The sequence below is a fragment of the Streptomyces sp. NEAU-174 genome (assembly GCF_052665095.1).
The window spans coordinates 183,328-207,154 of record NZ_JBQTCE010000013.1 but is presented as its reverse complement, the minus strand read 5'-3'; the positions used below and the strand labels follow the sequence as shown (position 1 = coordinate 207,154).

Annotated in this window: 18 protein-coding genes; 5 read left to right on the top strand and 13 right to left on the bottom strand. The window is 72.4% G+C overall.

Translation table 11 applies throughout. The features are described from left to right. Positions 1-5 precede the first annotated feature (5 nt). The 10 genes from ACT2CW_RS33440 to ACT2CW_RS33395 form a co-directional block, all read right to left on the bottom strand. A complete protein-coding gene (locus ACT2CW_RS33440) occupies positions 6-815 on the bottom strand; it encodes a hypothetical protein (RefSeq protein ID WP_445519304.1) in 810 nt (269 codons plus the stop codon). A gap of 4 nt (positions 816-819) precedes the next feature. Next, on the bottom strand, positions 820-1,965 hold the full coding sequence (gene dgoD / locus ACT2CW_RS33435; RefSeq protein ID WP_445519303.1) for a galactonate dehydratase: 1,146 nt from the start codon (positions 1,963-1,965) through the stop codon (positions 820-822). Then, positions 1,962-2,750, bottom strand: coding sequence for a FadR/GntR family transcriptional regulator (locus tag ACT2CW_RS33430; RefSeq protein ID WP_445519302.1), 789 nt, complete (start codon positions 2,748-2,750; stop codon positions 1,962-1,964). The genes dgoD and ACT2CW_RS33430 overlap by 4 nt, the downstream gene beginning before the upstream one ends. A gap of 37 nt (positions 2,751-2,787) precedes the next feature. Beyond that, the gene (locus tag ACT2CW_RS33425; RefSeq protein ID WP_445519301.1) at positions 2,788-3,558 is read right to left on the bottom strand and encodes an SDR family NAD(P)-dependent oxidoreductase; all 771 of its coding nucleotides are present in this window, start codon (positions 3,556-3,558) and stop codon (positions 2,788-2,790) included. Positions 3,559-3,633: 75 nt separating this feature from the next. Further along, positions 3,634-5,724, bottom strand: a complete 2,091-nt coding sequence (locus ACT2CW_RS33420; protein WP_445519300.1) for an alpha-galactosidase — start codon at positions 5,722-5,724, stop codon at positions 3,634-3,636. Then, positions 5,721-6,575, bottom strand: coding sequence for a carbohydrate ABC transporter permease (locus ACT2CW_RS33415; RefSeq protein ID WP_445519299.1), 855 nt, complete (start codon positions 6,573-6,575; stop codon positions 5,721-5,723). The genes ACT2CW_RS33420 and ACT2CW_RS33415 overlap by 4 nt, the downstream gene beginning before the upstream one ends. Beyond that, positions 6,575-7,510 carry a carbohydrate ABC transporter permease gene (locus tag ACT2CW_RS33410; RefSeq protein WP_445519298.1) on the bottom strand — a complete coding sequence of 312 codons (936 nt, stop codon included), beginning with the start codon at positions 7,508-7,510 and terminating at the stop codon, positions 6,575-6,577. Before ACT2CW_RS33410 ends, ACT2CW_RS33415 begins: the two co-directional genes overlap by 1 nt. A gap of 1 nt (position 7,511) precedes the next feature. Beyond that, complete coding sequence (locus tag ACT2CW_RS33405; protein ID WP_445519297.1) at positions 7,512-8,804, bottom strand: ABC transporter substrate-binding protein; 1,293 nt, start codon at positions 8,802-8,804, stop codon at positions 7,512-7,514. A gap of 118 nt (positions 8,805-8,922) precedes the next feature. Next, positions 8,923-11,142: a glycoside hydrolase family 27 protein gene (locus tag ACT2CW_RS33400; RefSeq protein ID WP_445519296.1), complete on the bottom strand. Its 2,220-nt coding sequence runs from the start codon at positions 11,140-11,142 to the stop codon at positions 8,923-8,925. A 355-nt stretch (positions 11,143-11,497) separates the two neighbouring features. Continuing rightward, the gene (locus ACT2CW_RS33395) at positions 11,498-13,027 is read right to left on the bottom strand and encodes a helix-turn-helix domain-containing protein (RefSeq protein ID WP_037959016.1); all 1,530 of its coding nucleotides are present in this window, start codon (positions 13,025-13,027) and stop codon (positions 11,498-11,500) included. 132 nt (positions 13,028-13,159) lie between these two features. Between ACT2CW_RS33395 and ACT2CW_RS33390 the strand changes: the two genes are divergently transcribed. Together ACT2CW_RS33390 and ACT2CW_RS33385 are read left to right on the top strand one after the other, a co-directional pair. Continuing rightward, the gene (locus ACT2CW_RS33390) at positions 13,160-14,158 is read left to right on the top strand and encodes a hypothetical protein (RefSeq protein WP_445519295.1); all 999 of its coding nucleotides are present in this window, start codon (positions 13,160-13,162) and stop codon (positions 14,156-14,158) included. 1 nt (position 14,159) lies between these two features. Next, positions 14,160-14,519 carry a GntR family transcriptional regulator gene (locus tag ACT2CW_RS33385; protein WP_037959014.1) on the top strand — a complete coding sequence of 120 codons (360 nt, stop codon included), beginning with the start codon at positions 14,160-14,162 and terminating at the stop codon, positions 14,517-14,519. 13 nt (positions 14,520-14,532) lie between these two features. On the opposite strand, the gene ACT2CW_RS33380 is transcribed toward ACT2CW_RS33385, so the two are convergent. Further along, positions 14,533-15,090, bottom strand: a complete 558-nt coding sequence (locus tag ACT2CW_RS33380) for a Uma2 family endonuclease (protein WP_445519294.1) — start codon at positions 15,088-15,090, stop codon at positions 14,533-14,535. Between the two features lie 74 nt (positions 15,091-15,164). Continuing rightward, positions 15,165-16,064, bottom strand: coding sequence for a LysR family transcriptional regulator (locus tag ACT2CW_RS33375; protein WP_445519293.1), 900 nt, complete (start codon positions 16,062-16,064; stop codon positions 15,165-15,167). Positions 16,065-16,224: 160 nt separating this feature from the next. Between ACT2CW_RS33375 and ACT2CW_RS33370 the strand changes: the two genes are divergently transcribed. Both ACT2CW_RS33370 and acnA read left to right on the top strand, forming a co-directional pair. Continuing rightward, positions 16,225-16,392 (top strand): hypothetical protein, encoded by a 168-nt coding sequence (locus tag ACT2CW_RS33370; protein WP_445519292.1) that lies wholly within the window; start codon positions 16,225-16,227, stop codon positions 16,390-16,392. A gap of 153 nt (positions 16,393-16,545) precedes the next feature. Then, on the top strand, positions 16,546-19,263 hold the full coding sequence (gene acnA, locus ACT2CW_RS33365) for an aconitate hydratase AcnA (RefSeq protein ID WP_164430029.1): 2,718 nt from the start codon (positions 16,546-16,548) through the stop codon (positions 19,261-19,263). A 90-nt stretch (positions 19,264-19,353) separates the two neighbouring features. Here the strand turns inward: acnA and ACT2CW_RS33360 are convergent, their stop codons facing one another. After that, the gene (locus tag ACT2CW_RS33360; protein ID WP_445519291.1) at positions 19,354-20,271 is read right to left on the bottom strand and encodes a GNAT family N-acetyltransferase; all 918 of its coding nucleotides are present in this window, start codon (positions 20,269-20,271) and stop codon (positions 19,354-19,356) included. A gap of 231 nt (positions 20,272-20,502) precedes the next feature. Between ACT2CW_RS33360 and ACT2CW_RS33355 the strand changes: the two genes are divergently transcribed. Further along, on the top strand, positions 20,503-23,784 hold the full coding sequence (locus ACT2CW_RS33355) for a GH92 family glycosyl hydrolase (protein ID WP_445519290.1): 3,282 nt from the start codon (positions 20,503-20,505) through the stop codon (positions 23,782-23,784). Positions 23,785-23,827 lie beyond the last annotated feature (43 nt).

Genomic DNA, 23,827 nt, shown 5'->3' with positions numbered 1-23,827 from the left:
CGGGTTCAGGGGCAGCGGCAGGTCGCGGTGAGCGTGAGCCGCCAGCGGACCTCGCCCGAGGCGGGGACCCGCGCGGCGTCGTCGGGTCCCGCGTCGGCGAGGTCGAAGGCGCGGCCGAGCATCGGCTCGACTCCCGTGCTGCGGTAGGGGTTTACGGCGGGGAAGCCGCCGAGGTTGCGCCATACGGCGACGGACAGCGGCTGGCCGTCGGCCTCGAGCGCGAGGGCCAGGCACCGCGCGCCGTCGTGGACGCAGGCGCGCGGGGTGTCCACGACCGCGCCGACCGCGGTGCCGTCGTCCGGTCCGAACCGGTCGAGGGCCAGGCCCAGGGGCGCGGGCCAGTCGCCCTCGACCCACGGCGCCCCGGCCGGCCAGGCCCGGTCCAGCAGCGGCGCGGCCTCCGGGAAGACCCGGGTGCGCGCCCCCTCGCGCAGCCGCAGGGCCGCGCGCGGGGTCAGGTCGAGCAGGGCGTGGGCGGCCCAGATGAAGCGGAAGCCCGGCTCGGCGCGGAGGACGTAGTCGGCCTCGGCCCCTTCGGCCGTGCCGCGGATCGTGCGCGTCAGCGCGAACCGGCCGCAGCGCACGGTGTTCGCGTCCCCCTCGCGCCGCCACGGACGTGCCCAGGCGTCGCCGTGGTCGGGGGCGCCGCGGACGGTGGGGACGCACTCTTCCAGGCCGCCCGCGTCCACGAAGGGGTCCCCGGGCGACACCCGCTCCCGCTCCGGATCCGGGCGGTGCCACAGCCATTCGTGTCCGTCCGCGCGGAGCGAGGTCCAGCGGCCGCCGTGCGCGGGGTCGGTGACGATCTCCAGCACGCCGTCACCACTCCGCGAACGAGCCGTCGGGGTGCCGCCAGACCGGGTTGCGCCAGGCGTGCCCGGTGCGGTCGGCCGCGCGTACGGCCGCCTCGTCGATGGTGATGCCGAGACCCGGGGCGTCGCCGCGCGGCGCATGGCCCGCCACGAAGCGGAACGGCTCGGGGTCGACGAGGTAGGACAGCAGATCGGCGTCCTTGTTGTAGTGGATGCCGCGGCTCTGCTCCTGGATCAGGAAGTTCGGCGTGGCGAACGCGACTTGGAGGCTGGCCGCCAGCGCGATGGGACCGAGCGGGCAGTGCGGGGCGAGCTGGGCGCCGTAGGTCTCGGCGAGCGAGGCGATGCGATGGACCTCGGAGATGCCGCCCGCGTGGGACAGGTCGGGCTGTGCGACGGCGATGCCCGCGGCGAGGACCGGCAGGAACTCCGTACGGCCGTAGAGCCGTTCACCGGTGGCGAGGGGTACCGGGCTCGCGGCCACCAGGCCGGGGAGCAGATGGCCCTGCTCGGGCACGACCGGCTCCTCCACGAACAGCGGGTGGAGGGCGGCCAGTTCGGGCAGGACGCGGCGGGCCCCGGCGGCGGTGAAGCGGCCGTGGAAGTCGACGGCCACGTCGCGGTCCGGGCCGAGCGCCTCGCGGGCGGCGGCCAGGCGGTCCACGACCGCGGCGGTCTCGGCCGCGGTGGGCATCGGGGAGGTCGCCCCGGCGCCGTTCATCTTCACCGCCGTGAACCCCGCCTCGACCTGCGCGGCTATCTGCTCGGACAGCTCCGCGGGCTCGTCGCCGCCGACCCAGGCGTACACCCGGACGCGGTCGCGCACGGGGCCGCCCAGCAGGGCGTGCACGGGGGCGCCGTAGGTCTTGCCCGCGATGTCCCACAGGGCCTGGTCGAGACCGGCGACGGCGCTGGACAGGACGGGTCCGCCACGGTAGAAGCCGCCCTTGGTGAGCACCTGCCAGTGGTCCTGGATGCGCAGCGGGTCCTGGCCGACCAGGTAGTCGGCGAGGACGTCGACGGCCGCGCGCACCACCTCGGCGCGCCCCTCGACCACGGGCTCGCCCCAGCCGACCACGCCGTCGTCGGTCTCGACGCGGCAGAACAGCCAGCGCGGCGGTACGAGGAAGGTCTCGATACGGGTGATCTTCACTGGCCGGTGGGCCCTTCCGTGTCGTTGTGGGAGCCGATGTCGGGGGAGCCACCGAGGTCGGGGGAGCTGATGTCGGGGGAGCCGCCGATCCGGTCCAGGTCGCGGCCGGCCTGGTCGAGTAGGGCCCGCATGGCGGCCTCGGCGGCCCGCGGGTCCCGGTCGCGCACGGCGTCCAGGACGGCGCGGTGGGCGGGGACCGGATCCTCGCTGTGCGGGGAGCTGTGCACGATGCGATCGCGGTAGGCGAGGCCCGACTCGATCACCATCTCCATGCGTTCGAGGAGTTCGTTGTGGGTGGCGGCGAGCAGCGCGCGGTGGAAGGCGAGATCGGCCTCGACGGCGTGGGCGGCGTCGGAGCCGCCCTGCCCCATCGCGTCCACGGCGGCGTCCAGGGCGGCGAGGTCGGCCTCGGTGCGCCGCTCGGCGGCCAGCCGTACGGCCGCCGGCTCGATGATGCCGCGCACCTCGGCGAGGTTGCGCAGCAGCGCGCTGTCGGCGTCGGTGGTGCGGTCGCTCTCGAACTGCCAGCGCAGCACGTCGGCGTCGAGCAGGTTCCAGTCCGAACGGCTCCGCACGAAGGTGCCGCGCTTCTGCCGGGCGTCGACCATCCCCTTGGCGGCCAGCACCTTCAGCGACTCGCGAAGCGCGGTGAGGCTGACATCCAGTTCGCTCTGGAGGGCGACCAGGTCCAGGGTGGATCCCTCGGGGAGGTCGCCGCTCAGGACGCGGCGGGCGAGTGCCTCCACCGTCTGGCCGTGCACGCCGCGGCGGGCGTAGGGCGTCATGTCGTACTGCCTTTCTGATGCGAGCTGATCGCGGTGGTCATGCGGAGGACTTGACGACGCTCCAGCCGCCGTCCACGAGAAGACTCGCACCGGTGATGTACGAGGACTCGTGGGAGGCGAGGAAGGCGATGGCAGCGGCCACCTCCTCCGGGGTGCCGAACCGGCCCGCCGCGGTCTCGGCGACGCTGCGCGCGCGGTCCTCGGGGGAGACCCGGTCCCAGGCCGCCGTCAGGATCGGGCCGGGCAGCACCGCGTTGACCCGCACCTCGGGGCCGTACTCGACGGCGAGCTGCCCGCACAGCGACAGCAGCGCCCCCTTCGAGGCCGCGTAGGCCGGGTGGCCGGGGATGCCCTTGTGGGCGTGGACGGACGAGGTCAGGACGACGGCTCCGCGGCGGGCGCGCAGATCGTCCAGGACGGCCCGGAAGCCGAGGAAGGCGCCGGTGAGGTTGACGGCGAGCTGCCGCTGCCAGGAGTCCAGGGACGTTTCGTGGGCGGGGGTGACGTCGACGGTGTAGGCGTTGCTGACGAGCACGTCGACGGGCCCGAAGTCGCGGGCGGCCGCCGCGATCCGCCCCCAGCCCTCCTCCGTGGAGACGTCGGCGGTCACGAAGCGGGCGCGGCCGCCGTCCTCGGCGATCCGCTCGGCGACCGCCGCGCCGCGCTCCTCGGCGATGTCGGCGAGCACGACGGCGGCGCCCTCCTGGGCGAGGCGTTCGGCGGTGGCGGCGCCGATGCCGGAGGCGGCTCCGGTGACCACGGCCGTGCGGTCGGTGAAGCGGTCACCGTGGCGGCGGGGCTGTTCCATCGGGGGTCGGGCTCCTTCGCTGGGCTTCGGGCGGGTGCGGGTGCGGGCGCGGGTGCGGGTGCGGGGGCAAGGGCTCTACTGCCGGGTCAGGACCACCAGTTCCGCGTCGTGCCCGGCGCTCCAGGCGAACGGCAGCCCGTAGTGCAGCAGATGGGCGCCGCTGTAGGTGGTCGCCGCCGCGGCGTCCCGGTAGCGGGCGGCCGGGTCGAGGCCGCGCAGCCGGAGCCGGGCCGGACGCCCCGGGACGAGCGGGGCGCCGTCCAGGCGGCCGGTGCCGAGCGCGGCGACGACGGTGCGTCCGTCGGGACCGTCGTACTGCACCCCGCAGGTGGCGTCCAGCGGGCTGCCCAGGAGCCGGGCCTCGCCGAGGTGGATGACATCGCGCACCTCCTTGTAGCGGGCGATCCAGCGGGCGGCCTCGGCGCGCTGCCCGGCGTCCCAGCGGCGCAGGTCGGCGCCGATGCCCAGAACTCCGCACATGGCGGTGACGAAGCGGAAGGCGAGGCTGCGCGGCCGGGGGTCGAAGACACCGGGGGCGTCGGTGACCCAGGAGCTCATCACATGCGGGGCGTGGGCGTGCAGGAAGCCGTACTGGACGGCCAGCCGGTCCAGCGGAGCGGTGTTGTCGCTGGGCCAGACGACGTCGGTGCGGGCGATCGTCGCGTGGTCGACGCGCGCGCCGCCGCCCGCGCACCCCTCGACGGTGATCCCGGGGTGGGCGGTGCGCAGCCGGTCAAGGACCCGCAGATAGCCCGCGACGTGCTGGGCGTCCAGGTCGAGGCGGTCGGCGGGACCGGCGCCGGGGCGGCCGCGCTCGGTCGGCGGCCGGTTCATGTCCCACTTGAGGTAGCTGATGTCATGGCCGGTCAGCAGCCGGTCCAGAGTGGCGATGACGAAGTCCTGGACATCGGTCCGGCCCAGGTCCAGCAGGAGCTGGTGGCGCACCAGCCGGGCCGGACGGCCCTCGATCCGGTACACCCAGTCCGGGTGTTCGGCGTACAGCGCGCTGCCGGGGCTGACGGCCTCCGGCTCGATCCACAGGCCGAAGTCGAGCCCCAGGGCGCGGACTTCCGCCACGAACCGGCCGAAGCCCTCCGGAAACGCCACCGGGTCGGGGTACCAGTCGCCCAGCCCGCCGGTGTCGTCGGCGCGGCCGGTGAACCATCCGTCGTCGACGACGAAGAGCTCGGCCCCGATGTCCGCCGCCGCCTTCGCCAGCTCCAGCTGCCCCGCCGCGTCGACGTCGAAGGAGGTGGCCTCCCAGGAGTTGTAGAGGACCTTGCGGGGGCGGTGCAGCCGCTCGCCGGTCAGCCGGCGTTCGTAGCGGTGCCAGACGCGGGACAGCCCGTCCAGACCCTCGGCGCTGAAGGCGCAGGCGAGCCGTGGTGTGGTGAGGATGTCGCCGGGCGCGAGGGGCACCCGGCCCTCGTGGGGTACGCGGCCGGCGCGTATGCGCACGGCGCCGCCGGGTTCGGCCTCCGCGGTGAGATGCCAGTTGCCGGGCCACTCCAGGGCCATGCCATAGGCGGGGGCGCCGTCCGGGTCGGCGGCGTCCTGGACCGCGAGCCAGGGCGCGTAGGCGTGTCCGGGCACGCCCTGGCGGCTGCCCATGGTGAACGTGCCCCTGGTCAGGGTGAGTTGGGTGCGCTGGAACTCCTGCGACCACTGGCCGGCCAGGTAGGTCAGCCGGGCTCCGGCGGTGACGGGGACGTTCACGGCGGCCGAGTCGAAGCGCTCGAGCCACAGCTCCTCGTCGCCCGTGCAGGTGAGCTCGGTCCAGCGGTGGATGACATCGGTGCCCGGCACCGTGGCGTAGCACAGGGCCGTGCGCAGGCCGAGCACATCGTCGGTGAAGGTGAGCCGCAGGCTCCCCGGCTCCTCCGCGGCCCCCGCGAAGGCCCACCACACGCCGCGCTCCGCGCCCGGTCGCGCGGCCACCAGGTCGGCGCCGGTGAACGGCCGCAGCCCGTACGGCAGATACTCGGCGGGCGCCGCGTCGGCGGGGGTGATGAAGTGGGTGCGGTGCGACCAGTCCAGCGCGGACGGGCCGGTCTCGACGCCGAGCGGACCCCAGGCGTCGAGCTCGGCCCAGGGGCCGTCCGGGGACAGCCGCACCGTATAGCCGGTGTGGTCGGTGCGCAGCGTCCAGCGCCGGCCCGGCGTCACTTCACCGCTCCCAGGTTGAGACCGGCCACGAAGTGGCGCTGGAACCGGAGGAAGACGGCCACGGTGGGCGCCGCCGCGATGACGGACCCGGCGGCGATCACGTTCCACATCGACACGAACTGGCCCTGGAGCCCGATGAGGGCGGCGGTGATGGGCATCTTGGTGTCGCTGCGCAGCACGGTGATGGCCCACAGCAGATCGTTGAAGATCCAGGTGAAGGACAGGGCGCCGAGCGCGGCGAGCGCCGGGCGGCTGAGCGGCAGGATGATCCGCCAGAAGATCTGCCAGGGACCGGCGCCGTCCACGACGGCGGCCTGCTGGATCTCGACCGGGATGGACCGCATGAAGCCGTACAGGACGAAGACGTAGAAGCCGACGCCGAAGCCGATCTGCACGCCGATGAGGGCGGGCAGCGTGTCGTAGACGCCCATCAGCTCGCTCAGCTTGGACACCGGGATGAGCAGGATCTGCGGCGGAAGCAGATTGCCGCCGAGCATCAGCAGCAGCAGGGAGCGGCGGAAGGGCACCTCGTAGCGGCTGAGGGCGAACGCGGCCATGGCGGCCAGGGCCAGGGTCACCAGCACGCACGGCACGGTCACGATCAGGCTGTTGATCAGGGCGCGCTGCTGGCCGCCGTCGCTCCACGCCTGCTGGAAGTTGCCGAGGGTGAAGGAGCGGGGCCAACTGCCCAGGCCATGGGCGGAGATGTCGTCGAAGGAGCGCAGGCTCGTCACCACGACCAGGGCGATGGGCAGCAGCCACAGAGCGGCGAGCGCCCCGGCGCCGAGGTGGAAGCCGGCGGTGGCCGCGCGGCGCCGGCGCAGGGCCGCGGAGCTGTCAAGTGCCGTCATCAGTCGGCCTCCCGGAAGGCGCGGACGAGGTAGGAGGCGATGACGCCGAAGGCCAGTACGAAGATCACGACGGCCAGGGCGGAGCCGTATCCCAGCCGCAGGGACTGGAAGGCGGTGGAGTACATGTAGGTGCTCAGCAGTTCGGACGAGTGGTAGGGGCCGCCCCGGGTCAGGGACCAGACGACGTCGAAGGAGCGCAGCGAGTCGATGATGATCACCGACAGGACGACGGCGTTGACGCCGCGCAGCTGGGGCAGCGTCACATGCCGGAAGCGCTGCCACCGCCCGGCGCCGTCCCCCTTGGCCGCCTCGTACAGCGCCGGGTCGATGCCCTTGAGCCCGGCCAGGTAGAGCACCATCACATAGCCGACCTGGCGCCACAGCGCGGGCACGATGACCGCGTAGAGGGCGGTGTCCTGGTCGGCGAGCCAGGCGTGGCGCAGACTGTCCAGGCCGGCCGACTCCAGGAGCCGGTTGAGGACGCCGTCGGGCTGGTAGATGGCCTGCCAGACGAGGGCGGTGGCCACCAGGGAGAACACCACGGGCAGGAAGAGGGCGGCGCGGTAGAAGCCCACGCCCCGGCGCTCCTGCTGGAGGAGCAGCGCGGCGCCGAGGCCGAGGAGCGCGGACAGGCCGCCGAACAGCACCAGCCACAGCACGGTGTCGACGGCCGCGGTGCGGAAGACCTCGTCGTGGGCCATCTCCGCGAAGTTGCCCAGGCCGACGAACTCGGGCGCCGACACGCCGTCCCAGTTGGTCAGGGCGAGGTAGAAGCCCTGGAGCGCGGGCCAGAACACCCACAGCGACTCGGCGAGCAGCGGGAGGAGGAGGAAGGCGAGCACCAGCGGGGGCGTGCGCCGGATGCCCCGGGCCCGCCTGCCGCGGGGCCGGGGCGGGGCCGGGGAGGTGCGCTCGGGCGCGGTGAGGACGGCCACGTCACGCCTTCCAGATCTTCTCGGCGTCGCGCTGCCAGTCGGTGAGGATCGAACCGATGCTCTTCGGCTTGGCGAGGAACTTGGTCAGCGCGGTGTCCGCGGTGGGCTGGAGGGCGTCGCTCGAGTCGCGGTTGAAGAACTGGGTTATCTCGGCGGCCTCCTCGACATGCTTGCGGCCCTTCCTCACGAGCGCGGTCCCGGCGTCCTCGGCGTCCGGGTGGCAGGGCAGGACGGTGCCCGACGAGCCCTTGATGTAGATCTCCTGGGCCTCGGCGGTGGCGAGGTAGCGCAGCAGCTCGAACACCCCGTCGCGGCGTCCGGTGCGGGCGCTGGCGAAGTAGCCGTCCGTGGGCGCTTCCTCGGCGAGCGGGACCTTGGGGTCGATGACCGGGAAGCGGAAGAAGTCGATGTCGTCGAGGGCGCCCTTGGGCGCGGCGTCGGCGAAGAAGGTGCCGATGAGCATCATCCCGGTCCGGCCGGCGAGCAGGGCGGTCGTGGCGTCCTGGAAGGCGAGGGCGGTGCCGTCGGGGTCGAAGTAGGGGAGCGCGTCCTGCCAGCGGTCGAAGACCTTGCGCACCTCGGGGTCGTCGAAGCGCTGCTTTCCGGCGAGGAGGCGGCGGTGGTAGTCGGCGCCGTTGACGCGGATGTTGAGGTAGTCGAACCAGGCGGACGCCACCCAGGGGGTGTTGCTGCCCGCGCCGAGGCCGATCGGCGTCACGCCCTTGGCCTTCAGCTTGTCGCACAGGTCGAGGAAGTCGTCCCAGCTCTTGGGCTCCTCGACGCCCCACTTGGCGAAGTGGGACTTCCGGTAGAACATGCCCCACCAGTAGTAGGTGCTGGGCACGAAGACCTTCCTCCCGGCGGTCGAGGTGCACTGGGCGGTCAGCGCCTTGGAGTAGCGCTTGAGGTCGGGCGAGGAGGTCCACACCTCGCCGAGGTCGAGCAGCAGGTTCTTGCGCGCGTACGCGTCCGCCACCGAGCCCGGGTACCAGGTGTACACATCGGGCGGGTTCGCCGAGGTCAGATAGGTGGGCAGCTGGGTGCGGAAGGTCTCGGCGGCGACCGTGTTGAGGGTGGCGCGCCCGGAGCCCCGCTTGGCGTAGGCGGCGACGAGGTCCTCCATCGCCGCCTTCGCCTGCGGCGCGGACAGATTGGACTGGAAGGTCACCGCTCCGCCCCCGGAGGAGCTCTTGCCGGAGGAAGCGGACGTGACACAGCCGCTGAGCAGCGCGGTGGTCCCGGCGGCGCCGAGGCCGGCGAGGAACAGCCGTCGGCCGGGGAGTGCGTTCGTCATGAAGTGCTCCTTGTGGATCCACTCGGCGGGGCCCGGCCCCGCTGACGGGGACCGGGGCGCGCTCGTGGCGGATCCAGGTTCGCGTGGCGCTCGCACCACGTCAATAATAATTCCTAATTTATTTGAACTGGGTTCGGCGTACGGAGCCGTCGACCCCGCGGTACACGGCGTCGACCGCGCCGTCCGGACCCGCGACCGCCCCGAGCGCACCGTCGAACGCGGCGCCGGGGAACTCCTGCCGCTTGGTCCATCCCTGCCAGCCGCCGGTCTCGTACCGCCGCTGCCAGAGGGTGTAGTCACCGGCCCGCGCGTACAGCACCACCGCGTCGCCCACGGCGACCAGCGTCGGGCTGCCGCTCACCGTCCCGCCGAGCGAACTCCACTCCGACCACTGCCCGGAGGTGTCGCGCGACCGCGTCCACACCTCGTCCGCGGAGGTCCGGACGGCCACATGGACCCGCCCCCGCGCGTCCACGACCGCCGACGGCCTGCCGTACGTGGGCCGGTCGCCCGGCGCGCCGAGCGACGACCAGCCGGACGACGGCCCCCGCTGGGCGATCCGCCCGTCGGCGCCGCGCGCGGTCAGCGTCCAGTGCGTCGCGTCGGTGAACGCCACCGAGGGGGCGTCGGTCAGCCTCCCGCCGAGGTCCTGCCAGCCGCCCCAGCGCCCGTGCGCGAAGACCCGCCGGTACGCCCGGGAGTCGGCGCCCCGCACGAAGACGTCGATCCGCCCGCCCGCCGAGGCGTGGGCGGAGGGCTGGCCGAGTATCTTTCCGTGCGCCGGGCCGCCGAGGTCCCTCGTCCGCGGCCCGCCGTCGCCGCCGTCGTCCGTGTGCTGGACGAGGGCGCCGCCCTGCCCCCGGAAGAAGGTGGTCAGCGTGTCGCCGTCGCGTACGACGGCCGGGCTCGCCGAGGTCTTCCCGCCCAGGTCCGCGCCGGGGAGGGCGTCCGCGCCGGTGAGCGTGAGGAACGCGGTGCCGTGCGCGGGAACCTCGACGGTGTACGACCCGGTGTGCGTCCCGCGGCCGGCCCGCGCGCGCAGGTCGCGGACCGCGACCGGGCCGCCCAGCGCCACGTCGGAGAAGTCCACCGTCCGCTCGGCGGGCCGGTCCGAGCGGTTGAGCAGGACGACGGCGCGCCGGCCGTGGCCCGAGAGGACCTTGCTGTAGACGTCGCCGACGGAGTCGGTGGCCACCCGCACGCCCTGGACGGCCAGGGGGTCCTGGTCGACGGCGATGATCTCCGGGTTGCGCAGCGTCCGGAGCATCGCGTCGGACAGGGTGCGGGGGTCGGAGCCGATGACGAGCGGGGAGCCCATCTCGGCCCACATCACCAGCTGCGTGGTGGACTCCTCCTCCGTCAGCTCCAGCGAGCCGTCGGCCATGCGGCGCATGGGGATGAGGTAGTCGGGGTCGTTGTAGTGACCGGGCCCCTGCGCCTCGGGATGCCAGGCGTTGGCGTCCATGGTGCGCAGCACATTGGGCCACTGTCCGGGGCTCGGGGTGCCCCAGGCGATGTCGGTGCCGGTGCGCCAGGAGTCCGCGATCGTCGGGGCGTAGGCATAGGCGTTGTGCGCGTCCTGCTCGGGCGTGTGCGGCAGGCCCCAATCGTCGGTGAGCGGATTGCACAGGTTCAGCAGCATCGGGCGTCCGGACCTTGCGACCGCGTCGCCGAACTCCTTGAAGGCCGGGCCCGGATCGAGCTTCTCGCCGATACCGCACAGGAAGTCGACCTTGATCGCGTCGATCTTCCAGTCCGCGAACTGCCGTGCGTCCTCGGTGTAGTGGCCACGGCTGCCGAGGCCACAGCTCTTGCCGCCGTCGTAGGTGCCGGCGTCGGTGTAGATACCGGCCCGCAGACCGCGCTGGTGCAGATAGGAGACGAGGGCCGGGATCCCGGAGGGGAAGCGGTCCGGGTGGGCCGCCAGCCGCCCCCGCGCGTCCCGCGGGTCGTCGGCCTGCCAGCCGCCGTCCAGCCACACGATGTCGTACCCGCTGTCGCGCAACCCGCTGCTGACGAGCCTGTCGGCGACCGCGCGCACCTCCTTCTCGGTGGGCGCTCCCAGGCCGTAGTAGGTGTTCCAGCCCATGTAGGGCGTCGGGGCGAGCCCGCTGTCGTAGTAGTCGGGCGCGCCCTGGTCCACGGTGGGTGACTTCGGGGCCGCGGCGGTCTTCTGGTCCACGGCGGGCGCTTTCTGGTCCACGGCGGGCGCGGCCGTGGCGGTGGGGCCCGCGGCCGTCGCCAGGACCACGGCGATCGCGGTCGCGACGGCGCCGCGGGTGAGGGTGCGGTGGCGGGGTCTCCGTGCGGGCGGGCCGGCGGGCGGGGGTGAAGTCACGTGCCTCTCCCGAGGGTTGGGAAGCAGGAAGGAGACATGACGCGGCCGCCCTCGGACAGGGCGTCGTCGGCGTCACGGCGAAGACTGTGGCCCGCGGCCGAAACCCTGTCAAGAATTATTCCTAATTTATTTAAACACCCCTCCGCCGCACTGGGGGTGCGGCGCCCTGCCCGGCGAGGGCGCAGGAGCTGGCGGGCGGCTCGTCGTCGTCCGCCGATGTCGAGCAAAACTTGCCGACACGACGGTGACGGCCGTGGCCGTCACCGTCAGTGGACCCGTAGTCGCGGTTCTCGGTGATGAGTCCATTGGTCCGCTGGGAGGCTGGGGCACTCCGAATATCAGCGGCCTTCGCGGATCAGATGTCGCGGAAGGTCTCGATCTGGGCGCCGATCGAGTTCAGCCGCTCCGCGAGGTCCTCGTAGCCGCGGTTGATGACGTACACGTTGCGCAGTACGGAGGTGCCCGGCGCGGCCATCATCGCCAGCAGGACGACCACGGCGGGGCGCAGGGCGGGCGGGCACATCATCTCGGCGGAGCGCCAGCGGGTGGGGCCCTCGACCAGGACGCGGTGCGGGTCGAGGAGTTTGACGTGGGCGCCGAGGCGGTTGAGCTCGGTGAGGTAGATCGCGCGGTTGTCGTAGACCCAGTCGTGGATCAGCGTCGAGCCCTGGGCGACGGCCGCGATCGCCGCGAAGAAGGGGACGTTGTCGATGTTGACGCCGGGGAACGGCATCGGGTGGATCTTGTCGATGGGCGCCTGCAACTTGGACGGGCGCACCGTGAGGTCGACCAGCCGGGTGCGGCCGTTGTCCGCCGCGTACTCCCGGCCGCGCTCGTGGTCCAGCCCCATCTCCTCCAGGACGGCCAGCTCGATCTCCAGGAACTCCACCGGCACCCGGCGGATCGTCAGCTCCGACTCGGTGATGACGGCGGCGGCCAGCAGGCTCATCGCCTCGACCGGGTCCTCAGAGGGCGAGTAGTCGACATCGCGGTCGATGTGGGCCACGCCATGGACGGTCAGCGTCGTGGTGCCCACGCCCTCGACCTTGACGCCCAACTCCTCCAGGAAGAAGCAGAGGTCCTGGACCATGTAGTTGGACGAGGCGTTGCGGATCACCGTGACGCCGTCGTGCCGGGCGGCCGCCAGCAGCGCGTTCTCGGTGACGGTGTCGCCGCGTTCGGTCAGCACGATGGCGCGGGTGGGGGCGACCGAGCGGTCGACGTGGGAGTGGTACATCCCGTCGGTGGCGGTCACTTCGAGGCCGAAGTGGCGCAGGGCGGTCATATGCGGCTGCACGGTGCGGGTGCCGAGGTCGCAGCCGCCCGCGTAGGGGATCCGGAAGCGGTCCATCCGGTGCAGCAGCGGGCCGAGGAACATGATGACGCTGCGCGTCCGGCGCGCGGCCTCGGTGTCCATGGCCTCGAGGTCCAGCTCGGCGGGCGGCACGATCTCCAGATCGGCGCCGTCGTTGATCCAGCGGGTGCGGACGCCGATGCTGCCCAGGACCTCGAGGATGCGGTAGACCTCCTCGATCCTGGCGACCCTCCGCAGCGTCGTGCGGCCCGCGTTGAGGAGCGTGGCGCACAGCAGCGCCACACACGCGTTCTTGCTCGTCTTGACGTCGATGGCTCCGGACAGCCGGCGGCCGCCGACCACCCGGAGGTGCATCGGGCCCGCGTAGCCGAGGGAGACGATCTCGCTGTCCAGGGCCTCGCCGATCCTGGCGATCATCTCAAGACTGATGTTCTGGTTTCCCCGCTCAATGCGGTTGACCGCACTCTGGCTTGTGCCGAGTGCCTCCGCGAGCTGGGACTGGGTCCAGCCCCGGTGTTGACGGGCGTCACGGATGAGCTTGCCGATGCGCGAGAGGTAGTCGTCAGTCATGGAGAAGAGGCTATCTCACATATGAGATGCGCACGCGACGCGGGAGGTGGAAGGGGTGACATCTCACCACTCCGCATTGTTCTATTAGTATGCAAACAACCGGGGAAATGTGTGGTGAAGCGAGGGGTCGATATGCGTCCTGTCCGACGGCGCGCGGTCATCGTCGTTCTGCCCTTTGTGCTGGCGTGGGCCGTGGTCGTGGCGACTTTCGCCGGGCTGCGCGACCGGCTGCCGGATCCGCTCGCCACGCATTTCGGCGCGGACGGTAGGGCCGACGGATTCACCGATACGGGTGCGTTCCTCTCGGTGGTCACCGCCGTCCTCCTCGGCTCCGGCCTCCTCACCCTCGTCCCCACCCTCCGCCTGACCAAGGGCCTCGGCGCCCAGCGGTTCGCGGTCGCCCTCGGCTACGGCTTGTCCGGCCTGCTGGGCTACGCCTTCGCGTCCCTGCTCTTCGCCAACGCTGACACCAATGCCGACGCCAATGCCGACGCCGACGCCACCCGCGTCTCCCGGGTGTCCCTGCCCCTGTGGCACCTGGGCATCGCCCTCGCGGTCGCGGCCGTGATGGGCGCGCTGGGCGTGCTGCTCGCGAGCCGGGACGCGGCGTCCGCGACCGGGCCCGGGAAGGGGCCCGCCGCGCCCCGGCTCCCGCTGGCCGAGGGGGAGGTGGCCACCTGGACGCGCTCCGTCGGCTCGCCCGTGCTGGTCACCGTGGGGGCGGGGACCGCGCTGCCGGGCGCCGTGCTGGTCGCCGTGGGCTCGGGGACGGGGGCGTTGCTGATCTTCGTCGGGCTGGTCTGCGCGGCACTGGCCCGCTGCCGGGTGACCGTCGACCGCCGGGGCCTCGCCGTCGCCTCATGGTTCGCCCCGCGGCCCCGGATGCGGATAGCGCTGGAGCGGATCGAACGCGCCACCAGCCGCGAGGCCGCCGCGCTGAGCCTCGGCGGCTGGGGCTACCGGGTCCGCGGCGGCGGCAGCGCGCTGGTGTTCCGCTCCGGCGACGCGCTGTTCCTGACGCTCACCACGGGCCGGGAGTTCGCGGTGACGGTGGACGACGCCGCCACCGCCGCCGCCCTGCTCAACACCCTGATCGAGCGGGACCGCCCGACGGCGGGGGAGCGCGGCTGAGATGCTCTTCCGCGTCGACCCCGGCTCCGCGGTCCCGCTGGCCGACCAGATCGCCGCATCGGTACGCGGCGCGATCGCCGACGGCACCGTACGCCCCGGCGAACGCCTCCCCGCCGCCCGCGCGCTCGGCGAATCCCTCGGCGTCAACGTCCACACGGTCCTGCGCGGCTACCAGCGGCTCCGCGAGGAGGGCCTGATCGAACTCCGCCGAGGCCGCGGCGCGGTCGTCACCGGCGACCAGCCCAGGGCCCGCGCCGGGCTCCTGGAGGGCGTCCAGGGCCTGGTGGACCAGGCCCGCGCCCTGGGCCTCTCCGACGAGGAGGTCCTGACCCTGGTCAGAACCCGCCTCGCGGGCGGCTGAGGCCCATCAGAATTCAGAATTTGGAGGTGTCCAACTCCAGGTCGAACGGCTCCGGGAGCGGGAGCGGGGTGCCGAAGGGGTGAGGGCCGTCCACCTTGGTGTAGCCGAGGTTCCCGGGCACCGAATAGAGCGTGCAGGTGCGCTGCTGCCGGTCGACCAGGAGGTACAGCGGGGCGCCATACTCGGCGTAGCGGCGCCGCTTGACGAACCGGTCGGTGTCTCCGTTCGAGTCGGAGGTCACCTCCCCGACCAGGAGGGTCTGGTCGGGGAGCAGGGCTCCGGCGCCCTTGGCGAGCTCCCTGGGGACGACGGCGAGGTCCGGCACAAACCAGTTGGGGGTGCCGGGGAGGTCCAGGTCGCCTGATCCCGACATGCAGCCCAGGGCGTTCACCTTGGGCGCGATGCGCTCCCGGAGCTTCGCGATCGTGCCCTCGTGATCCCAAGCCGGCGACAGCGGTTCGATGAATCCCTCGATGACCTGAACGCGGTCGAAGCCCCGGATGCGCTGGACCGCGTACTTGAGGGCGGTCTCGGGGTCGTCGGCCGGGTATGCGGGTGGTCGTGTGCTCATCGGTCCTCCACCGGGTGTCGGAACGCGAGGTCTATCGCGGCCGGTACGCGGCGTGCGGGGTTCCGGCCCGGGGATCACCCATACCGGTGACGATCCCCCGTCACCACCGCCGCCAGCGTCCGCGCCGGGCCGTCGACCGCCGGGCCGTGGAGGAGTTCGGTGCGGTGGAGGAGGCGGGGGGCGATCAAGGGGGATGTGACGATGCCGTGGGTGCCCTTGGTGGCGGGGTGGGGGAGGAGGGCCAGGCCGTGGCCGGCGGCGGTGAGCGTGAGGAGGCCGCGGACATCGGTGCCCTCGTACGTCAGCGAGGTACGGAAGCCGTCGGTCCGGCTGACCGCGCGCAGTTGCTCAAGCGGCATGGCGGCGTCCGGGGCGTCCAGCCACTGGGCGTCGGCGAGGTCGGCCAGCCGCAGGCCGAGGCGGCGGGCCAGGGGGTGGCCGGTGGGCAGGGCCACCACCAGCGGGGCCTCCGCGACCGTGACCGTGGTGAGCGGGCCCACCTCGGGCAGCGGCAGTGCGTCGGCGGGGGTGGCCGGGCCGTCGATCAGCCCCAGGTCCAGGGTCCCGGACGCCACCGCGGCCGGGATCTCCCGGCGGCCGAGGATCCGCAGGGAGGCTTTGGTGGCCGGATGCGCCTGGCGCACCCGGTCCAGGGCCGCGGCGATTCTCGGGGTCATCGCCAGCGGCGAGGCACCCACCACCAGCCGGGCGGCGCCCGCCCCCGACAGCCGCTCGACGTCGGCCCGCGCCGCGTCCAGACGGAGCAGCAGCGGACCGGCGTGTTCCAGCAGCCGGGCGCCCGCGCTGGTGAGCATGACCGGCCGCCGGGTCAGCAGCGACGTCCGCAGATCCGCTTCCAGGGACGCGATGTGCTCGGAGACCGCCGCGGGGGTGAAGCCCAGCTCATGGGCGGCGTCGGAGAAGGATCCGCAGCGGGCCACGGAGATGAACGTGCGGAGCAGATGCGGGTCCATGGCAGCAGTATCGCGGTGGCGCGGGCCGCTCAGTCGGCGATCACCCTTACCGGTGAAGCCGCCCCTTACCGGTGAAGCCGGGGAACCCGGGCGAAGTCGAACAGATGAGTGATCGCGCTGTTGCAGTCCGCTCACCCCGAGGGACTTCACCCCGTCCGCGGTGCAACTGACCTTCGGCGGCCCGTTGACCCTCTCCTTCCCGCTCCCCTCCGACGTGGCCCCCGGGACGTACACCATCGCTGCGCGCCTGTCCGACCAGGCGGGGACGGTCACCTGGGCGAGAGCGGTCACCCGGGCAGGGCATGACCGCGCGGGGGCGATGTACTAGAGTTATCTCGACATCGAGATATCTGCTGGAAGGCGCACTGCCGCCCGCGTCGGTAAGGCTTACCTAACTTAGCCATACCTTAGCGGATCGGCGCGGGCATGTGACGGCAGCATTGCGGTGGTACGCGCGAAATCATGCATGAAGGAGACTGTCGTGTCGGCGAACAGCTTCGACGCCCGCAGCACCCTGCAAGTGGGCGACGAATCGTACGAGATCTTCAGGCTGGACAAGGTCGAGGGGTCGGCCCGGCTCCCTTACAGCCTCAAGGTGCTGCTGGAGAACCTGCTCCGCACCGAGGACGGCGCGAACATCACCGCCGACCACATCCGCGCGCTGGGCGGCTGGGACTCGCAGGCCCAGCCCAGCCAGGAGATCCAGTTCACGCCGGCCCGCGTGATCATGCAGGACTTCACGGGTGTGCCCTGCGTGGTCGACCTCGCCACCATGCGTGAGGCCGTCAAGGAGCTCGGCGGCGACCCGGCGAAGATCAACCCGCTGGCCCCGGCCGAGCTGGTCATCGACCACTCCGTGATCGCCGACAAGTTCGGCACCAACGACGCCTTCACCCAGAACGTGGAGCTGGAGTACGGCCGCAACAAGGAGCGCTACCAGTTCCTGCGCTGGGGCCAGACCGCGTTCGACGAGTTCAAGGTCGTCCCGCCCGGCACCGGCATCGTCCACCAGGTCAACATCGAGCACCTGGCCCGCACCGTCATGGTCCGCAACGGCCAGGCGTACCCGGACACCCTGGTCGGCACCGACTCCCACACCACCATGGTCAACGGCCTCGGTGTGCTCGGCTGGGGCGTCGGCGGCATCGAGGCCGAGGCCGCGATGCTCGGCCAGCCGGTCTCGATGCTCATCCCGCGCGTCGTCGGCTTCAAGCTGACGGGTGAGCTGAAGCCCGGCACCACCGCCACCGACCTCGTGCTGACCATCACCGAGATGCTGCGCAAGCACGGTGTCGTCGGCAAGTTCGTCGAGTTCTACGGCGAGGGTGTGGCGGCCACGAGCCTCGCCAACCGCGCCACCATCGGCAACATGTCGCCGGAGTTCGGCTCCACCGCCGCGATCTTCCCGATCGACGACGAGACGATCAAGTACCTGAAGCTCACCGGCCGCAGCGAGCAGCAGCTCGCGCTCGTCGAGGCGTACGCCAAGGAGCAGGGCCTCTGGCTCGACCCGGCCGCCGAGCCCGACTTCTCCGAGAAGCTGGAGCTCGACCTCTCCACGGTCGTCCCGTCGATCGCGGGCCCCAAGCGCCCCCAGGACCGCATCGTGCTCGCCGAGGCGGCGCAGCAGTTCGCCCAGGACGTTCGTAACTACGTCGCCGAGGCGGAGGAGGACGAGGCGGGCAAGGAGTCCTTCCCGGCCTCCGACGCCCCGGCCGTCTCCAACGGCGTGCCGAGCAAGCCGACTCAGGTCACCGCCCCCGACGGTTCGACCTACGAGATCGACCACGGCGCCGTCACCGTCGCCGCGATCACCTCCTGCACCAACACCTCGAACCCGTACGTCATGGTCGCCGCCGCCCTGGTGGCCAAGAAGGCGGTCGAGAAGGGCCTGACCCGCAAGCCGTGGGTCAAGACCACCCTGGCCCCGGGCTCGAAGGTCGTCACCGACTACTTCGACAAGGCGGGCCTGACCCCCTACCTCGACAAGGTCGGCTTCAACCTCGTCGGCTACGGTTGCACCACCTGCATCGGCAACTCCGGCCCGCTGCCGGACGAGGTCTCCAAGGCCGTCAACGAGGCCGACCTCGCCGTCACCTCCGTCCTCTCCGGCAACCGGAACTTCGAGGGCCGGATCAACCCGGACGTCAAGATGAACTACCTGGCGTCCCCGCCGCTGGTCGTCGCGTACGCCATCGCCGGTTCGATGAAGGTGAACATCACCACGGACGCGCTGGGCACCGACCAGGAGGGCAAGCCGGTCTACCTCGCGGACATCTGGCCGACCGAGGCCGAGGTCAACGACGTCGTGGCCAACGCCATCGGCGAGGACATGTTCAACAAGTCCTACCAGGACGTCTTCGCCGGTGACGCCCAGTGGCAGGCGCTGCCGATCCCGACCGGCAACACCTTCGAGTGGGACCCGCAGTCCACCTACGTCCGCAAGCCCCCGTACTTCGAGGGCATGACCATGGAGACGAGCCCGGTCGAGGACGTCACCGGCGCCCGCGTCCTGGCCAAGCTGGGCGACTCGGTCACCACCGACCACATCTCCCCGGCCGGTGCGATCAAGGCCGACACCCCGGCGGGCAAGTACCTCACCGAGCACGGTGTCGAGCGGCGTGACTTCAACTCCTACGGCTCCCGCCGAGGCAACCACGAGGTCATGATCCGCGGCACCTTCGCCAACATCCGGCTGCGCAACCAGATCGCGCCCGGCACCGAGGGCGGCTTCACCCGCGACTTCACCCAGGACGGCGGGCCGGTCTCCTTCATCTACGACGCCTCGCAGAACTACCAGGCGGCCGGCACCCCGCTGGTCATCCTGGCGGGCAAGGAGTACGGCTCCGGCTCGTCCCGCGACTGGGCGGCCAAGGGCACCGCGCTGCTGGGCGTCAAGGCCGTCATCGCCGAGTCGTACGAGCGCATCCACCGCTCGAACCTCATCGGCATGGGCGTCCTGCCGCTCCAGTTCCCCGAGGGCGCCTCGGCGCAGTCGCTGGGCCTGACCGGCGAGGAGACCTTCGACATCACCGGCGTGACCGCGCTCAACGAGGGCGGCATCCCGGAGACGGTGAAGGTCAAGGCCGGCGAGGTCGAGTTCGACGCCAAGGTGCGCATCGACACCCCCGGCGAGGCGGACTACTACCGCAACGGCGGCATCATGCAGTACGTGCTGCGCTCGCTGATCCGCAAGTAAGCACGGCTCAGCGGCTCACGGCAGCGATGGCGGGCCGCACCCCCGGGCGGGGGTGCGGCCCGTCCGCGTACGGTCCCCGATGCCTCGCGGTCAGAGAAAGGTCCCCGAAGGGATGTACGGCATCGGCGGCGGCATGCCCCGCAGACACACATAGCCGCCGGTGGACAGCTCGAGCCCGGCCTCGATCCCCACGTCCACCGCCCACTGCTGCTCGGCCGTCAGCGCCGGCACCCGGGCGTCGGCGCCCTCCGGTAGGCACAACAGGGCCGCCGTCAGCAGCCGTTTCGCCAGCCGCCGCGAGGTCGCGGCCAGCATTTCGACCTTGCCGTCCTCGCCGACGTAGCAGTAGCCGCTGCCCGCGAGGTCGTCCACCACCAGCAACCGCCGTTGGGTGAGCAGCAGTTCGTGGTCGGCGCCGTGCGCGCCGCCCCGGGTGCGGCGGTCCACCGAGTCCAGCAGGTCCCGGTGGCGGGCCACGCCCTCGTGCACCGCGCCGTCCGGCGGGGACAGCCGCTCCTTGGTCTCCGGTCCGACCGTGCCGCGCAGCCGCATCGCCGGATGCAGCGCGAACCCCGCGCGCCGGTAGGTGCTCGCCGCGCGCGCGTCCTCCGATCCGCAGATGATGCCGCGCAGACACCCGCGTCCGTACAGCAGCGCCGCGGCCAGCAACTCCCGGCCGACGCCCTGCCGCTGGGCCCGTGGCAGCACCGCGAACATCGACAGCCCCCAGGTGCCCTCGCGGCGGGCCGACAGCGCCACGCCGAGCGGCATCCCGTCCTCGTCCAGGGCGAGCCAGCAGCCGCCCGGGTCGGTGCGGGCGAGATGGCGGTGCCGCTCATGGACCTCGGCCACGTACCCCGGCGGCCATCCGTCCTCGCCCGCGAGGGCGGCGGAGCCCCGGTGGGCGGCCGAGCCCCGGAGGGCGGCGGGGTCCCCGAAGGCGGCGGCCACCACCTCCCATGCCGCCTCTGCGTCCTCGTCGGTGTCACGTAGCTGGCGGAGGATCATGCGCCCATGATGGCGCGTCCGGTGAACGATTGCCGGTACGCGGTGGCGGCTTGCTCGACCGGCGAACGCGACAACGTTGTCAGGCTGACTGTAACGATCAGTACGCCGCCAACCAGGCGTCCCTGTCAAGACCGTCTCCGCACCCTTACGGCCGATGGCCCCCGTGCGGTACGGTCCCCACGGCTTGCTCGACCCGGCGATCGCGGCCCTTCCGGACAAGGTGGGACCGCAATGCCCTCAAGACCCCTGGCCGCCCTGGCGGCCGCGGCCCTGACCGCGGGGCTCCTCGCCACCGCGGCCACCGCGCCCGCGTCGGCCGCCCCGCCGCCGACGCTGGTCAAGGACCCGGCGGCGTACGTCGATCCGCTCATCGGCAGCTCGGCCGGCGGCAACACCTTCCCCGGTGCCGTCGTGCCCTTCGGCATGCTGTCGTGGAGCCCGGAGAACACCCGTGGCGACGCCACCCGGACCGCCGCGCCCGGCGGCTACCACTACGACGCCACCCGCGTCCGCGGCTTCAGCCTCACCCATATGTCCGGCACCGGCTGTGCGGGCGGCGCGGGCGACATCCCCTTCTTCCCCCACGTCGGCGAGGTCACCTCGTCACCCGCCGCCGACACCAAGGACCAGGTCTACGCCTCCGACTTCAGCCACTCCGACGAGACCGCCGAGCCAGGCCGCTACAAGGTCTCCCTCGCTTCCGGCGCCGGTGCGGAGCTGACCGCCACCGCCCGCACCGGCTCGGCCCGCTTCACCTACCCCGAGGGCAAGACCGCCTCCCTGCTGATCCGCACCTCCTCCTCCGAGGTCGGCAGCTCGGACGCCGACCTCACCATCGACCCGGCGCACCGCACTGTCTCCGGCTCGGTCACCAGCGGCAACTTCTGCGGCTATCTCGACCCCGAGGGGCGCCGCAGCTACTACACGCTGCACTTCACCGCCACCTTCGACACCCCGTTCGCCGCCCAGGGCACCTGGCGGGACGGCACCCTGCGGCCCGGCACCACCAGCGCCGAGGGCGGCTCCGGCGGCTATGGCGGCGACGGCCGCCCGGTGGCCGGAAAGGGCTCCGGCGGCTATCTCCAATTCGCCCCGGGCACCCGCAAGGTGGGCGTCAAGGTCGGCATCAGCTACGTCGGCGACCAGGGCGCCCGGGCCAACCTCGCCGCCGAGAACCCGCCGCGGCGCGGCTTCGACCAGGTGCGGAGCGCCGCGTACGACGCCTGGCGGCGGCAGTTGTCGGCCATCCGGGTCGGCGGCGGCGCGGACGCGGACCGCACCACCTTCTACACCGCGCTCTACCACTCGCTGCTGCACCCCAACGTCGTCAGCGACACCGACGGCCGCTACCGGGGCAGCGACGGCGAGGTGCACCGAGTGAGCCGGGGCCACCGGGCCCAGTACGGCACCTTCTCCGGCTGGGACGTCTACCGCTCCCAAGTCCAGCTGCTCACCCTGCTGGAGCCGGACAAGGGCTCCGACATCGCCCAGTCCCTGCTGAACCTCGCCCAGCAGAACGGCGGCGTCTGGGACCGCTGGCTCCAGGGCGCCTCGGGGACGCATGTGATGAACGGCGACCCGTCGGCCGCCGCCCTCGCCGGGATCCGGGCCTTCGGCGGCGACGACTTCGACCTCGACGCCGCCCTCGACTCGCTCGTCAAGGCGGCCACCGAGCCGACCGGGAAGGACCTCAGCCCGGCGGGCAAGCCCATCATGTCGGTCGGCCAGCGGCCCTCCCTCGACAAGTACCTGAAGCTGCACTACATGCCGTCCGTCTCCAACGCCTGGGGCGGCGCGGCCGAAACCCTCGAGATGTCCGGCGCGGACTTCGCCCTCTCCCAGCTGGCGCGGGCCGCCGGCCGTAAGGACACCGCCGAGACCTTCGCGCGCCGCGCCCAGTGGTGGCAGAACAACTTCAACGCCGCCGCCGACCCGGAGACCGGCGGCTACGCCGCCAACCGTAAGGCCGACGGCAGCTGGGTCACCGGCTTCACCCCGGCCACCGGCAACGGCTTCGTCGAGGGCACCAGCGCCCAGTACACCTGGATGGTCCCGCACAACCCAGCCGGTCTCTTCGCCGCCATGGGCGGTAAGGACGCCGCGGTGAAGCGTCTGGACGCCTTCTTCCACGACGCGGACGGGGGCTGGGCGCTCACCGGCAAGGGCGGCGAGAAGTCCGAGCTGGACAACGAGCCGTCGATCAACGTCCCCTATCTGTACGCCTACGCCGGACAGCCGTACAAGACACAGGAGACCGTGCGCGCCGCGATGCGGCAGCTGTGGACCACGAAGTCCAACGGCATCCCCGGCAACGACGACCTCGGCGAGATGTCGTCGTGGTACGTCTTCTCGGCGCTCGGCATGTATCCGCAGGTGCCCTCCCGCGCCGAACTGGTCCTGGCCTCGCCCCTCTTCCCGCGGATCGAGATCGACCGCGGCGGCCGGGACATCTCCGTCCGCGCCCCGCAGGCCGCGCCCGGCGCGCCGTACGTCCAGGCGCTGAAGGTGAACGGGCGGGCGAGCGACCGCCCCTGGCTGCCGGAGTCCTTCGTGACGCACGGCGGAACGCTGGACTACACCCTGTCCGACACCCCCGACCGCGCCTGGGGCTCGGCCCCGTCCGACGCCCCGCCCTCCTTCCGCGAGGGCGAGCAGCCGTACCAGATCGGGGTCGGGCCCACCACGGGCACGCTCGCCCCGGGCGACGGCCTGACCGTGAAGGTGGCCGCCGTCCCGGTCAGCGAGGGCGACCGCCCCGAGGTGCGCTTCACCACCGACGCCCCCGACGGGATCACCGCCTCGCCGGCCTCCGGGACGGTGGGCCCGGACGGCACGGCGGAGATCTCCCTGCGCGCGGGCAAGGACACGGCCGAGGGCTTCTACGACGCGAAGGTGACGGTGACCAGCGAGGGCACCGAGGTCGTCCAGCCGATCACCCTCACCGTCGCCGCCCCCGGCTCCCTGCTCGCCGCGTACAACAACGTCGGCGCGACCGAGGACGCCGGTGAGCACGACGAGGGCGACTACGACGGCGGCGGCTGGAGCTACTCCCGCCAGGCCCTCGCCGCGGCCGGCCTCGAGCCGGGCGCCAAGGGGACCACCCAGGGCCTGGACTACACCTGGCCCGCCTCCCCGTCCGGCCGCCCCGACAACGCCTCCGCCACCGGCCAGACCATCGCCCTGCCCCCGTCCACCGGCCTCTCCTTCATCGGCAGCGCCGTCAACGGCAACCAGAAGGCCACCGCCAAGGTCACCTACACCGATGGCAGCTCGGACGAGGCGGACCTGTCCTTCACCGACTGGACGGTGGGAGGCGGCGGCGGAACGGTCCAGTACGGCAACGTGACCGTCGCCAGGACCCCGTACCGCAACATCAGCGGCGGCGACAAGGATGTGGTGGACGCCTACATCTTCGCCACGAAGGCGTTCCGTGCCCCCGAGGGCAAGACGGTCAAGACCGTCACCCTGCCCGACAACGCGGACCTCCACGTCTTCGCGATCGCCCGCGGCTGAGTCCGGACCCATCCCGCACGGTTCGCCGGGCCGCCCTCCCAAG

Excerpts from the sequence above, each read along its gene's own strand:
- ACT2CW_RS33430 (WP_445519302.1), bottom strand. The coding sequence starts at position 2,750 with ATGACGCCCTACGCCCGCCGCGGCGTGCACGGCCAGACGGTGGAGGCA.
- ACT2CW_RS33425 (WP_445519301.1), bottom strand. The coding sequence starts at position 3,558 with ATGGAACAGCCCCGCCGCCACGGTGACCGCTTCACCGACCGCACGGCC.
- ACT2CW_RS33415 (WP_445519299.1), bottom strand. The coding sequence starts at position 6,575 with ATGACGGCACTTGACAGCTCCGCGGCCCTGCGCCGGCGCCGCGCGGCC.
- ACT2CW_RS33405 (WP_445519297.1), bottom strand. The coding sequence starts at position 8,804 with ATGACGAACGCACTCCCCGGCCGACGGCTGTTCCTCGCCGGCCTCGGC.
- ACT2CW_RS33395 (WP_037959016.1), bottom strand. The coding sequence starts at position 13,027 with ATGACTGACGACTACCTCTCGCGCATCGGCAAGCTCATCCGTGACGCC.
- ACT2CW_RS33390 (WP_445519295.1), top strand. The coding sequence starts at position 13,160 with ATGCGTCCTGTCCGACGGCGCGCGGTCATCGTCGTTCTGCCCTTTGTG.
- ACT2CW_RS33385 (WP_037959014.1), top strand. The coding sequence starts at position 14,160 with ATGCTCTTCCGCGTCGACCCCGGCTCCGCGGTCCCGCTGGCCGACCAG.
- ACT2CW_RS33380 (WP_445519294.1), bottom strand. The coding sequence starts at position 15,090 with ATGAGCACACGACCACCCGCATACCCGGCCGACGACCCCGAGACCGCC.
- ACT2CW_RS33375 (WP_445519293.1), bottom strand. The coding sequence starts at position 16,064 with ATGGACCCGCATCTGCTCCGCACGTTCATCTCCGTGGCCCGCTGCGGA.
- ACT2CW_RS33360 (WP_445519291.1), bottom strand. The coding sequence starts at position 20,271 with ATGATCCTCCGCCAGCTACGTGACACCGACGAGGACGCAGAGGCGGCA.
- ACT2CW_RS33355 (WP_445519290.1), top strand. The coding sequence starts at position 20,503 with ATGCCCTCAAGACCCCTGGCCGCCCTGGCGGCCGCGGCCCTGACCGCG.